The organism is Cognatiluteimonas telluris (genome assembly GCF_011320095.1).
GTDB classification, from domain to species: domain Bacteria; phylum Pseudomonadota; class Gammaproteobacteria; order Xanthomonadales; family Xanthomonadaceae; genus Cognatiluteimonas; species Cognatiluteimonas telluris.
On the sequence record NZ_JAANOY010000001.1, the window covers coordinates 35,564 to 48,372 of the forward strand.

General features: G+C 65.7%; 11 protein-coding genes and 1 tRNA gene. 3 read left to right on the forward strand and 9 right to left on the reverse strand.

The window, feature by feature from the left end:
* Window positions 1–145: 145 nt before the first annotated feature.
* Complete coding sequence (gene uvrB, locus G7B67_RS00135) at window positions 146–2,176, reverse strand: excinuclease ABC subunit UvrB (protein ID WP_166205960.1); 2,031 nt, start codon at window positions 2,174–2,176, stop codon at window positions 146–148.
* 373 nt (window positions 2,177–2,549) lie between these two features.
* Between uvrB and G7B67_RS00140 the strand changes: the two genes are divergently transcribed.
* Both G7B67_RS00140 and G7B67_RS00145 read left to right on the forward strand, forming a co-directional pair.
* A complete protein-coding gene (locus G7B67_RS00140) occupies window positions 2,550–3,089 on the forward strand; it encodes a GspH/FimT family pseudopilin (protein ID WP_166206808.1) in 540 nt (179 codons plus the stop codon).
* 47 nt (window positions 3,090–3,136) lie between these two features.
* Window positions 3,137–3,213, forward strand: a tRNA-Asn gene (locus G7B67_RS00145).
* A 58-nt stretch (window positions 3,214–3,271) separates the two neighbouring features.
* Here the strand turns inward: G7B67_RS00145 and G7B67_RS00150 are convergent.
* From G7B67_RS00150 to G7B67_RS00165, 4 genes are read right to left on the reverse strand one after another with little or no spacing between them, the layout of a single operon-like run.
* Window positions 3,272–5,689 carry a type IV pilus modification PilV family protein gene (locus G7B67_RS00150; RefSeq protein ID WP_166205963.1) on the reverse strand — a complete coding sequence of 806 codons (2,418 nt, stop codon included), beginning with the start codon at window positions 5,687–5,689 and terminating at the stop codon, window positions 3,272–3,274.
* Between the two features lie 12 nt (window positions 5,690–5,701).
* Entirely contained in the window at window positions 5,702–7,501 is a 1,800-nt protein-coding gene (locus tag G7B67_RS00155; RefSeq protein ID WP_166205966.1) for a pilus assembly PilX family protein, read from the reverse strand.
* 12 nt (window positions 7,502–7,513) lie between these two features.
* Complete coding sequence (locus G7B67_RS00160) at window positions 7,514–8,323, reverse strand: PilW family protein (RefSeq protein ID WP_166205969.1); 810 nt, start codon at window positions 8,321–8,323, stop codon at window positions 7,514–7,516.
* Complete coding sequence (locus G7B67_RS00165) at window positions 8,320–9,045, reverse strand: prepilin-type N-terminal cleavage/methylation domain-containing protein (protein ID WP_166205972.1); 726 nt, start codon at window positions 9,043–9,045, stop codon at window positions 8,320–8,322. The genes G7B67_RS00160 and G7B67_RS00165 overlap by 4 nt, the downstream gene beginning before the upstream one ends.
* 41 nt (window positions 9,046–9,086) lie before the next feature.
* Here G7B67_RS00165 and G7B67_RS00170 point away from each other — a divergent pair, with 41 nt between their 5' ends.
* On the forward strand, window positions 9,087–9,533 hold the full coding sequence (locus tag G7B67_RS00170) for a type IV pilin protein (RefSeq protein WP_166205975.1): 447 nt from the start codon (window positions 9,087–9,089) through the stop codon (window positions 9,531–9,533).
* A 6-nt stretch (window positions 9,534–9,539) separates the two neighbouring features.
* Here the strand turns inward: G7B67_RS00170 and ppnN are convergent, their stop codons facing one another.
* From ppnN to grxD, 4 genes are read right to left on the reverse strand one after another with little or no spacing between them, the layout of a single operon-like run.
* Window positions 9,540–10,937, reverse strand: a complete 1,398-nt coding sequence (gene ppnN / locus G7B67_RS00175) for a nucleotide 5'-monophosphate nucleosidase PpnN (RefSeq protein ID WP_166205977.1) — start codon at window positions 10,935–10,937, stop codon at window positions 9,540–9,542.
* A 56-nt stretch (window positions 10,938–10,993) separates the two neighbouring features.
* On the reverse strand, window positions 10,994–11,596 hold the full coding sequence (locus tag G7B67_RS00180) for a YhgN family NAAT transporter (protein ID WP_166205980.1): 603 nt from the start codon (window positions 11,594–11,596) through the stop codon (window positions 10,994–10,996).
* On the reverse strand, window positions 11,593–12,324 hold the full coding sequence (locus tag G7B67_RS00185) for an SDR family NAD(P)-dependent oxidoreductase (RefSeq protein ID WP_166206811.1): 732 nt from the start codon (window positions 12,322–12,324) through the stop codon (window positions 11,593–11,595). The genes G7B67_RS00180 and G7B67_RS00185 overlap by 4 nt, the downstream gene beginning before the upstream one ends.
* 47 nt (window positions 12,325–12,371) lie before the next feature.
* Window positions 12,372–12,692 (reverse strand): Grx4 family monothiol glutaredoxin, encoded by a 321-nt coding sequence (grxD, locus tag G7B67_RS00190; protein ID WP_166205983.1) that lies wholly within the window; start codon window positions 12,690–12,692, stop codon window positions 12,372–12,374.
* Between the last annotated feature and the right edge of the window lie 117 nt (window positions 12,693–12,809).

Below are 12,809 nucleotides of genomic sequence, written 5' to 3' on the forward strand. Positions count from 1 at the left end.
GCAGCGGACAACCGAGGCCGACGGCGCCGCCCGCCCTTCCGGGGTCTGGCGGGCACACAGTCGACATCCCGATGCCGCGGCGACGGTCGCGCGGGCATCCCGCATCCGGCGCAATCCAGGGCACCTGCCCGCGCGGCGCGCCGGCTCAACCGGCGAGGCTGGCGTCCTTCAGGCGCCGGATCTGGTCGCGGATCCTGGCGGCGTCCTCGAACTCGAGGTCGCGGGCATGCTGGTACATGCGCTGCTCCAGTTCGCGCAACCGCACGCTGCGCTGGGACGGCGACATCACGGCGTAGTCCTCGCCGCCTTCGGCAACCCGTCGCGCCTTGCCGCGGCCTTTCTTCTCGCCCGGCTCGCTGCGTGCGCCTTCGAAGATGTCGACCAGCGTGCGTGCGATCGACTGCGGCGTGATGCCATGCTCGGTGTTGTACTCGACCTGCTTCGCACGCCGGCGGTCGGTTTCCTCGATCGCCTTCTGCATCGAGTTGGTGACCCGGTCGGCGTAGAGGATGGCCTTGCCGCGCAGGTTGCGCGCCGCGCGGCCGATGGTCTGGATCAGCGATCCGGTCGAGCGCAGGAAGCCTTCCTTGTCCGCATCCAGGATCGCCACCAGCGATACCTCCGGCATGTCCAGGCCTTCGCGCAGCAGGTTGATGCCGACCAGCACGTCGAATTTCCCCAGCCGCAGGTCGCGGATGATCTCCACGCGCTCCACCGTGTCCACGTCCGAGTGCAGGTAGCGCACGCGCACGTTGTGCTCGGACAGGTATTCGGTGAGGTTTTCGGCCATGCGCTTGGTGAGCGTGGTGATCAGCACGCGGTCGCCCATCGCCACGCGCAGGGTGATTTCGCCGAGGACGTCGTCCACCTGGGTCGCCACCGGCCGGATCTCGACCTCCGGATCGATCAGCCCCGTTGGCCGCACGACCAGCTCGGTGATCTCGCCTTCCGACATCCGCAGTTCGTACGGCCCCGGCGTCGCCGAGACGAAGATCGCGCGCGGCGCGCGTCCTTCCCATTCCTCGAACTTCAGCGGCCGGTTGTCCAGCGCCGACGGCAGCCGGAATCCGAACTCCACCAGCGTTTCCTTGCGCGAGCGGTCGCCCTTGTACATCGCGCCGATCTGCGGGACGGTCACGTGCGACTCGTCGACGACCAGCAGCGCATCGGGCGGGATGTAGTCGAACAGGCACGGCGGCGGCTCGCCCGGCATGTGCCCGGTGAGATGGCGGGAGTAATTCTCGATGCCGTTGCAGTAGCCGACCTCAGCCATCATCTCGAGGTCGAACTGGGTGCGCTGGGCCAGCCGCTGCGCCTCGACCAGCTTGTTCTGCGAATACAGCACTTCCAGTCGCTCGCGCAGCTCGATCTTGATCGCCTCGACCGCATCCAGGACCGTGCGCCGGGTCGTGACGTAATGGGATTTCGGGTAGATGGTGTAGCGCGGCAGCGTGCGCAGGGTCTCGCCGGTGAGCGGGTCGAACAGCGTCAGCTTCTCGATCTCGCCGTCGAACAGTTCGATCCGCAGCGCCTCGGCGTCGGATTCGGCCGGATGGATGTCGACCGTCTCGCCGCGCACGCGGTAGGTGCCGCGCGTCAGGTCCATCTCGTTGCGCGTGTACTGCATCTCGGTCAGGCGGCGGATCAGTTCGCGCTGGTCGATGCGCTCGCCGCGCACCATGTGAAGGACCATCTTGTGGTATTCGCCGGGGTCGCCCAGGCCGTAGATCGCCGACACCGTGCAGACGATGATCGCGTCGCGCCGCTCCAGCAGCGCCTTGGTCGCCGACAGCCGCATCTGCTCGATGTGTTCGTTGACCGAGCTGTCCTTGTCGATGAACGTATCGGACGACGGAATGTAGGCTTCGGGCTGGTAATAGTCGTAATAGCTGACGAAGTATTCGACCGCGTTGTGCGGGAAGAACGAGCGGAACTCGCCATAGAGCTGGGCCGCCAGCGTCTTGTTGGGCGCCATCACCAGGGTCGGCTTCTGCACCGCCTGGATCACATTGGCGATGGTGTAGGTCTTGCCGGAGCCGGTGACGCCGAGCAGCGTCTGCCGCGCCAGCCCGGCCTCGAAACCCCGGATGAGTTTTTCGATCGCCTGCGGCTGGTCGCCCGCCGGTGAATAGGGCGAGACCAGCTGGAAGCCTGCGGGGTGGATGAGGTCGGTCATCGGCGGCGGAACATGGGGGATCGGTCAGTTTATCCCGACCGGCCGGGGCAGCCTGACTGGGTGCTGTCGGCAAGGGGGATGCGAATGCGCGCTCGATCCGTCCACCCTCGGCTCGGCCGGGCCAGGTGATGGCGAAGCCGACCGGCGCGGCCTGCCCCCCGGAGCCGCCCGCATGGACCCCGCCATGGACCCGTCGCCGGACCCATGTCCTTGCCGTGATCGTCGCCGGCGCTGCAGGCATCTTCCAGGCTGTCGCCGCCGCCCCCCACGCGCTCGCGCGGTGGTTTCCTACCGGGAACACACCAGGCCGCCGATCGCGGCGATCGCGTGGGCTGCCTAAGGTGTGCCCTCCATCTGCGCAAGGAAGCGCGACATGCCGGGCCGGAATGCTGGATTCACGTTGATCGAAGCGATGATCGTGCTGGTCGTGGGGTGCCTGCTGGTCGGGATCGCGGTCCCGGCGTGGAGTGCCGCCCTGGAAAGCGCCCATGCCATCTCCGCGAAGGCCGACCTGGCTACCACCCTGACGCGCTCAATCACCCACGCGACGTTGGCCGGCAGCGAAGTCGTCCTCTGTCCCGGAGACGCCAGCGGCTGCCGGGGCACCCCGGATTGGAGCCATGGCTGGATCGCCTATGCCGATATCGACGGCAACCGCCAGCGCGGGGCCAACGAGACGCTGCTGCAGCTTGAAAAGCCGCTCGATGGCAAGGTCCACCTGCGCAGCACGGCCGGGCGCACGCGGCTGGTGTTCCAGCCCAATGGCGGCAACGCCGGATCCAACGTCACCTTCACCCTGTGCGACGGGCGCGGCCGGGCCAGGGCCACGACATTGGTGCTGGCCAACGACGGACGCTTGCGCACGGGCGTGCCCAGCGCCGCCGCCGCGGACGCCTGCATGCAGCCGATGTGATGCCGCCGGTTGCGTGACGCGGGCGGCCTCGGCACAATGACGCCCCCGCCCGAATAGCTCAGCTGGTTAGAGCACTTGACTGTTAATCAGGGGGTCGTTGGTTCGAGTCCAACTTCGGGCGCCAGATCAGGATCCAGCAAAAAGCCCGCCTTTCGGCGGGCTTTTTGTTTGGTCCGGCCTCATCAGGGGCAGTCGTCCGCCGTCACGCTGTAAGTGATCGTGCAATTGCTGCTGTTCCCCTTGCACACCTTCGAGGAAGAACAGGTCGATGGCTGAGTGGTGTCGACCGGCGTGCCGAAAATGATACCAACGACATCCGTGTTGTTGATGAGCGGCGAGCTGATCGTCGTGGTTTCAGCCTTGGATCCATCCGTTCCGTTCTGGGTCAAGGTCGGTGAAATCACCGCTCCGTTCAGCGTCACGCTGGTCACCGCGTAATTGCGGCATACCTTTGTTGCGTAAGGCTTCTGCGCGTCAGGCAACGCCGTAGTGGTGGTGCCATCGAAGCAGCTGAGCGCGTCGGAACTGGTGCCGGCGGTCTGGTAGTTGTAGTTGCCGACCGTCAACGTCTGGCCGACACCCAGGGCGCTGGACGACGTGCAGGTATAGGTATTCCCCGCCGTTGCCGGGTTGCAGGTCACGCCCGACAGGCTGCTGTTGATGAATGGCGTCAGCACGTTCGCGGTGAATGGATAGGCGGTCGTGCTGGATCCGACATAGAAGTTGCCGTAGAACGTGCCGCCGGTCGAGCCGCCGGACGAGCCCGAACCCACGATCTTGTATGGCTGGGTCGCCGTCCAGGTCGCCGGGGTATCCCCGATGCCGTCCGAGTCGGCATCCGCGGTTGCATCGTCAGAATCGATGCCGCCTATCAGCGTCGTCAAGCCGGAATTCGAGCGGCGCAGGATGCCCAGCGCGTTGGTGACCTGGTTTGCCGTCGGACTGGTGCCGCGCGTGACCTTGCCTCGGACCGGTGCGCTGGACGACAGGGTGTCGAGGAAGTTGTTGTTGGCCACGACGATCTGGTCGCCTTCCTTGGGGGTGTATTTCCCAAGCTCGGTCAGGTTGATCGAGGTGAACGGCAGCACCTTGAGGACGCATGACTCCAGGTCCGAGGTGCTTGGCGCGGATCCGTCCGCCGCGGTGCAGGTGGACTTGGCGTCGGCGATGGCCTGCCTGGCCTTGTCCTCGAGGTAATCGATGTACAGGCCACGCAGGTGCAGCCACTTGGCGGTGTCCGAGGCCTGGAAGTCGATCGCATCGGGCTGCGTGTAATAGATGGAATTCGTGGTCTCCAGGTTGGTCACGGCCGCGCCGTTGCTGATCGGCAGCACGTCGTTCCAGTTCGACTGCGAAGCCTGGTTGACGATGCGCAGGTCGAGGTACGCCTTGACGAAGTTCTGGTAATTGGTCGTGGCCGTGGTGGTCGGCAGGTAGCCCGTGGTGGAGTTGTCGTTCTTGGTCGCGAGGAAGTTCTGGTAGTCGTCGTACATGTCGGCGGCAACTCGGAACAGGCCGTTCACGCGGATGACGCGGCATGCCTCGGTGTACTTGCCGCTGGTCACGGGACCGGTCAACGCGCCGGTCGTCGAATTCAGCAGGTAATGGCTGTGCGTGCTGCGGCGCGGGTCGAACTTCGCGGCACCCGCCGGGAGGCTGGACGGATCATGGTGGTCACGGCAGCAGATCGTGCACAGGGCACTCTGCGTGGTGGCGGAGGAATCCGCGCCTGCCGGGGGCACATAACTGGCACCGATCACCGCGGTGGCATCTTCCGGCTCGGTATAGCGGGTTCCATCCCAGTAGCTGGGACGCTTGGCGCCGCTGGTCGCAGCCGTCGCCGTGTTGCACGAACAGCCCACCAGCGAGGTCTCCGTACGGGCCTGTGCAAGGGCCGTGCCATCGTCGGTCGCATCGGTGTAGGTCAGGACGTCGAAGCGGGTTTCGATGGCGCTGCTGCCATTGACCAGCGGCTTGGGGTTGGTCGCGGCGGTGTCCGTCCCCTCGCTGATGGCGATCGGGATTACGCCCTGCTGCTGCTTGGACGGGTCATAGATGCGCACCTGCGGGCCACGCGGCAGCGTCCCGGTCGTCAGCTTGCCGATCTTGGCGCTGTCGCTGGGATCCAGGGCGGCCACGGCCTCCTCGAGGGACACCCGTTGGCCAACACCCTGCGCGTCGGACCAGGTGACGTTGACGGTGATCTTCTTGAACTCGTTGTTCTGGGTATAGGTTTTCGAATCCAGCGCACCCGTATTGGCAACATCGCAATCGAAGACCGAGGTGGCGGTCTTCAACGCGCAGCGATCGACCGTCCAGGTGCGGCTATAGGTGACCCCGCCTTCGGGAATCGATTCCGCGGCCGCACTGGTGTCGATGGCCAGGTAGGTGGCCATGTCCTGGAAGCCACGGAGGTATTCGAGCTTCTCCTGCGCCAGCGCAAGCCCGGCCGACTGCGCCTTGGCCTCGGAGGAGTTCTTGAACAACGAGCCCTGCAGCGCGGACAGCGCCAGCAGACCGAAGCTGAGGATGACGACCGCAACCAGCACTTCGAGCAGGCTGAAGCCGGATGGACGCGTCGATCGCGAATGGGTCTTCATGGCGTCACGTCCTCAGAAGGAAGTCTTGGCGTCCAGCCACGAACCCGGCACGAGACCGAACTTGGCACTGCTCGGGATCTCGTTGGTATTGGCGCTCGACGACGTGCTGTCGTAAACGATGGTGAAACCACCCGTCATCTTGATGTTCCCTTCAACCACCAGCGCGCCGTAGACCTGGGCGTTGGTCCCACCGACATCCACGGGGTTGGTCTTGGGGTTGTCGCTATGCAGGAACAGCATTCCATACATCACGAGCCCTTTCTTGAGGTCGATGCTGGTCCCGCCCTGGTTGATCACGACGATCGCCGGGTTGTCGGGGCTGCCGATCTGCGTGGCGAGCGACGCACAGGGGCCAGACACATAGTAGATGCCGCTGGATCCACTGCCGAGCGATGAGCAATCGGTCAGTTCCGTGGCGGCGAATTCCTCGGTCATCGCGTACTCGACACAATTCTGGTCGGCTGTCGTGCCGCAGTTCTGCATCGTCGCGCCGTCGGGATTTGTGCCGGCAGATCCGTCCGTCTTCTTGTCCCAGACGACTTCATAATCGACGTTGAAGATGTATTCGAAAATCGAGTCGTCCGAGTCGACGTCGGCATCATCCATTCGCACGCCGGCACTATTGAGGCCCGGGAAGAAGGTGATGTCCGGAAGCGTCCTGCACTTGTCGGTGATTTCATTCTTGCTCGAATCGCACTTCACTTCCTTGGTCCAGTCAGCGACATCCAGGATGTCGTTGCCCTTGTGCAAGGTGCTGCCGCCGCCGGTACCATGTCCTGACCAGTCCTCCTTTGAAGTCAGGTTTGGATTAGGTGCTTTTGGGCAATTACAGGGCGGACTGTTGCCGGTCGCCGAGGGGCAATCATTCTTGACGTCCAGCATCGTCATTTCGGGCAGGCCGGACAGCTGCCCGGTGAATTCGCTGAACTGGCAGGTGATGAAACTGCCTGCTCCACCGCCCGACCCATCGACACTGACGTTGTTGGGCGACCAGATGGAAGCGACCACATTGGTCCCATTGGACGCCGAATCGGAGTTCGCGACGATCTGGCCGTTACCCAGGCCCTGGACCAACCCGCTCGCAACCAGCGGCACCGATGCCGAAGGTACGAACGCGCTGTAACTGGCCCAGGTCGCCTTGACCGCGCCGGTGGCGCCATCCTCGTTGGTGAGCGACGCATCCGCGATGAGCGTCAGCGCCACGCGGTTCCCGGCGGTCGGCGTGATCCTGCACTCCGCCGGCGTCAGGCTCGTATCCAGCCGGCACAGCAGCGCGCGTACGTTGGAGGTGGCGGCGAATGCGGACGTGCCACCCATCCCGTTCTCGACCCGGACGGCGGCGGGGATCATGGCGGCGTAGGACGGATCGTCCGCGAGCAGCTGCGATCCAGTCTTGGTCCCGTCCTTGGTCCAGAAGTACAGCTGCGCACGACGCGAGTCGACACGCTCTGACCTGCAGGGATGCCCCGCCGGGAAATCGGCCAGCACGGCGCCGACATCCGAACACTTGACCCAGTGCGCGGCCGTGCTCGGCGGCAGCCAGCCGCCTTTCGCGGTGTCGTTGGCGATGATCTTGGCTCGATTGGCCTTGAGGTATTCGCCAGCGACGTTGAGCGCGTATTCGGCCGCCTGCTGGCTGATGCGCGCGCGGTTCTCGTTGGTCGTGGTCTTCTGTTCGAAGAAGCCGACATTGGCCGAAAACAGCACCAGGATGGTCACGATCACCAGCAGGATGATGGTGACCGTCAGGGTCGCCATGCCCTTCTGTCGCAGGGGCAGGCGCGAGAGGAGCGATTTGACTGTGGGCTTCATGGTCTGTTCCCGTCAGGGTGCCGGTGCGACATCGCAGCTTGCGGTGGTGTTGGGGCGCAGGCAGTCCGCCCTCACCTTGATGTTGGAGCGCACCGTCTTGGACGTCGTGGGATCGCTGCGCAGCCGTCCGATCAGCGTGATCTGCAACTCGCGCTGCTCGAGGGCATTGAACGTGGAGCCGCCGATGGATGTCCGCCTGCCGTTGGACTGGTTCGCGGTGCCGGCGATGTTGATCGCAAATGCCTCGGCCCCGTTGGTGTCGGTGATGTCGATGATCTTGGGATCGCTGAGCGGGCACCAACCGCTATCCGTGTTGCAGGTCACCGGATATTCGCTGTAGTCCGGTTGGTCGCCATCGCAGGCAGGCGTCACCGCGTCGCTGCTTTCCGCCACCTCGATGACGCCTACCGTCGCGCCGTCGACAGTGGCGGTCTTGCGCCTGATGCCCCTGATCTCGGCATTCCCCACGTCGATCACACCGGCGCTGCCAGGATCGCGATCGTAGGCGTAGATGATGCAGTTCGCGCCCGCGGTGGTGTCGATCAGCATGGGTGCGAACGCCGATACGGCAGTGGACGTGGGATTGCCAACGTAGCTCATCGCATCCTCGTCGTATCCGGCGCGCTTGAGCTCGGTCGTGATGAAATTGGTGATGTTGCGCAGCTCCTGCATCAGGCGCGTGGCCCGGACGTAATCGGAGTTGGCGCGGACGCTGGCGACGGTGAATGCGAGCACGGCACCGACGACGATCATCCCGGCCACCAGCGCGACCATCATCTCCAGCAGCGAGAATCCGCCCATCCGCTTCGGCGATCGATTCATGGCGCGCAGGTCCTGGTGGTGTAGTCGGACAGAATCCGGGGCGAATCGGTCGGCGCGCACAGGTAGGGCCGTGACCAGCGATCGACGTAAAGGCGCAGACGGAAATGGCCGGCGGAAGACTGGATGGTGGCACCACCGACATCCATGCCGTCGGTCAGGTAGCCGCGCTTGGGATCGATGGTGGCCAGCCCGACGTCGTCGTCATCGGTCGGGCCGAGGGTCGGCTGGCCGACCATCGTGATGCCGCGCCATTCGGCCTGGTCGGACGCATCCGAACTGGTCGGAAACTGGCCAACGTCGCACGCCGCGGCCGCCGTCTTGGCAAAACAGTCGCAGCCGGCGGCGACCGTCGTCGCTCCGATGCACATGTTGGTGCCGGACTTGCGGATGTTCACGGTGATCGGCCGGTCCCGCTTGAGCGCTTCCAGCTTGGCATTGGCGAAGAACGACACGAGTTGGTCGCCTGCTCCCCGGACGGCCACGCGCTCGCGGAAGTCGACGAACGAAGGAATCGCGAGCGCCACCAGGATCGCGAGGACGGTCACCGTCACCATCAATTCGATGAGTGTTACCCCGGTCACGTTTTTTGGCGAACCGCGCATCTGCTGCCTCCTGTCGGCCCAGCGATTGGACAAGCACGGCCCCCAGGCCGCAAGCGGAAACATGACCAACGGAAGCATCCCCGGGACAGGTGGCCCCCCGCCGCCCCTGGCGGCGTCCACCCATGGTGATAGCATCCTCCCGCAAACCCGGGGAGTCTGCCATGCGCCGTGTCCGAGGATTCACCCTGATCGAGCTGATGATCGTGGTGACGATCGTGGCGATCATCGCCGCTGTCGCCATTCCGGCGTTCACCAAGCAGATCCGCAGGAGCCACCGCGCTGATGCCGTCAAGAGCCTGAGCGATCTCCAGCTCAGGCAGGAACGCTGGCGGGCGAGCAACGCCACCTATGCCTCCACGCTGGGCACGCTGCTGGGCAGCGCCGGGGCCGCCACTTCCTACAACAGTGCCAGCCCCTACTACAATTTCACGGTCACCAACGTGGCGACCACTACCGCGACGTGTACGTGCACCACGGCATCCTGCTTCAAGCTGACCGCAGCGGCGAAGGGCACCCAGACCGCCGACGGCGACTGCGCAAGCATGGTCCTGACCAACACCTGCGGGAGCATCGCCAAGACGCCGACGACCAATCGCTGCTGGAACTGATTCCCGCTAGGCGACGATCTCGTAACACGGCTTGTAATCCCCCGCGATCTTCATCCTGCGCTGGTCGACGAAGGCGCGCAGCAGCGCGTCGAGCGCCTGCATCATGTCGGCGTCGCCGTGGATGCGGAACTTGCCGTGTTGTTCGATCTCGCGGATGCCTTCCTCCTTGACGTTGCCCGAGACGATGCCCGAGAAGGCGCGTCGCAGGTCGGCGGCGAGTTCCGAGGGCTTGCGGCCGTGGTGCAGGTCCAGCGCCGCCATCGCCTCATGGGTCGGGACGAAGGGCTGCTGGAACGGCAGCGGGATGTCCAGCGACCAGTTGAAGTAGAACGAATCACGCTGGGCGACGCGGTATTCGCGCACCTTCTGGATGCCTTCCTTGATCAGCCGGCCGACCTCGCCGGCGTCGCCGGTCACGATCCGGTAGCGGCTGGTCGCGGCTTCGCCCAGGGTCAGGCGCAGGAAGCGGTCGATCTGCTCGAAGTACGGTGCCGCTGACGTCGGGCCCGTGAAGACCAGCGGGAACGGCAGGTGCGCGTTCTCGTCGCGCAGCAGGATCCCGAGCAGGTAGAGGATCTCCTCGCAGGTGCCGACGCCGCCGGGGAACACCACGAATCCGTGGCCCATGCGCACGAACGATTCGAGCCGTTTCTCGATGTCCGGCATGATCACCAGGTGGTTCACGATCGGGTTGGGCGACTCGGCGGCGATGATCCCGGGCTCGGTGATGCCGATGTAGCGGCGCGGGTGCCGACGCTGCTTGGCGTGCGCGATGGTCGCGCCCTTCATCGGGCCTTTCATCGCGCCCGGCCCGCAGCCGGTGCAGATGTCCAGGCCGCGCAGGCCGAGTTCGTAACCGACTTGCTTGGTATAGCTGTACTCGTCGCGGTTGATCGAGTGGCCACCCCAGCACACGGCGAGGTTGGGCTCCTGCGGCTTGAGCACGCGCGCGTTGCGCAGCAGGCGGAAGACGGCGTCGGTGATGCCGGCCGAGGTGCCCAGTTCGCTGGCGTAGTCCGGCGCGAGTTCGACCGAGGTGTAGACCAGGTCGCGCACGACGGCGAACAGCAGCTCGGCGACGCCGCGGATGATCTGGCCATCGACGAAGGCCATCGCCGGTGCCGACTTCAGATCCAGCCGCAGGCCACGGTCCTGCTGGGTGACCAGGATGTCGAAATCCGGGTACAGCTCGCGCGCGGCGCGCGGATCGTCGGCGGTGCTGCCGGTGGTGAGCACGGCCAACGCGCAGCGGCGCAGCAGGTCGTGCATGCCGCCGGCGGAGGCGTCTCGCAGGCGCATGACTTCCTCGCGCGAAAGCACGTCCAGGCCGCCGCGCGGATAGATGCTGACGTCCAGGGTCGGCAGCGAGGTGGTGTGGATGGCTTCGATCGCGGCGCTGTCCATGACTGGGATCCTTGCAGGCTGGCGCCGACTTTAGCGCGCGCGGGGCGTGCGCCGCGTCAGCCGCCCACCGGCGGCAGGCGCATGTAGGCGGTGAGTCCGTCGAGGAACATCTGCACCGAGATCGCCACGATCACCATGCCCATCAGCCGCTCGATCGCGGTCAGCACCCGCGAGCCCAGCCATTTGTAGAGATAGGTGGACGAAAACAGGATCGCCGCGGTCGCCACCCAGGCGATCATCAGCGCCAGGCTCCAGGCGCCCATGCGCGTGGGTTCCTGGCTGCCCATCAGCATCACCGCGGCCATGCCCGACGGGCCGGCGACCAGCGGGATCGCCATCGGCACGATGAACGGCTCGCCTTCCGGCAGTTCGCCCATCAGCCCTTCCGGCGGCGGGAAGATCATCCGCAGGCCGATCAGGAACAGCACGATGCCGCCGGCGATCGACACCGACTCCTGGCGCAGGTGCATCAGGTTCAATGCATAACGTCCGCCCCACAGGAACAGCATCAGCACGCCCAGCGCGATCAGCATTTCGCGCGCGAGCACCACACGCTGGCGCTGCGGCGGCAAGGTGCGCAGCAGGCTCAGGAACACCGGGATGTTGCCCAGGGGGTCCAGGATCAGGAACAGCAGCAGCGCGGCGGACGCGATCGTCACGTGGGCCGCGCACCCAGGACCGGGAACGGGGATGCCACGCCATCGGCCTTCCAAACCGTGCCGCGGTGCACGCTGCCCGCTGGCGACAACAGCTGCACGCAGGCGTCGGCATACAGCGCCGGCTCGCGCGCGACCTGGTCGTCTTCCTCGACGAAGGCCATGGCCCGCAGACCGGTGCGCATCGGGCCCGGCTGCAGGCCGCTCACGCGCACGGGGCTGTTGGCGAGTTCGGCGTGCAGGATCGCCACCAGTGCCGACAACCCGTGCTGGGCGACCCCGTAGCCACCCCAGTACGCCTGCCGCACCTGCGCCAGGTCGTTGAGCGCGAAGACCACGGCGGCGTCGCTGGCCTGCATCAGCAGCGGCAGGCAGGCCTGCGTGAGCCACCACGGCGCGGTGAGGTTGACGTGCAAGGCGCGCGCGAAGGCGGCCGGATCGGTGTGCAGCAACGGCGTCAGGCCACGGAAGGTGGCCGCGCAATGCAGCACCCCGTCGAGCCGGCCGAGTTCATCGCCGATGCGCTGGGCGAGCTCGGCGTAGTCGTCGGGCGAGGCGCCTTCGAGATCCAGCGGATACAGCAGCGCGTGGCCGCCATCGGCGACGATGCGGTCGTACAGGCGGTTCAATTTCGGTACCTTGCGGCCGAGCAATACGACCGTGGCGCCTGCGCGCGCGCAGGCCAGCGACGCCGCCTGGCCAAGGCCACCATGCGCACCGGACACCAGCATGACGCGCCGGTCGAGCACGCCGGCGTCTGCAAGCGGAGTCGCCGCGCTCACGCCTTCTGCATCTCCGTGATCATGCGCGCCAGCTCGCCGGATTCGTAAAGCTCAAGGGTGATGTCGCAGCCACCGATCAGTTCGCCGTTGATGAACAACTGCGGGAAGGTCGGCCAGTTGGAATAGCGCGGCAGGTTGGCGCGGATCTCCGGCTCCTCCAGCACGTTGACCGAATGCAGCCCGGTCGCGCCGGCGGCCTTGAGCGCCTGCACGGTGCGGCTGGAGAACCCGCACATCGGGAACTGCGGGGTGCCTTTCATGAACAACACGATCGGGTGGCTCTCGACTTGTTCGCGGATCTGGTCCAGCACTGCCATCGCACGATCTCCGGCAAGGCCCGCCGCGGCTTGATCGGCCGGTGACGGGCAGGGGTTAGAATGAACGCTGCAAGCCCGTCATTGTAAGCCTTTGCCCCAGCGGCGATCGGCTGTTTT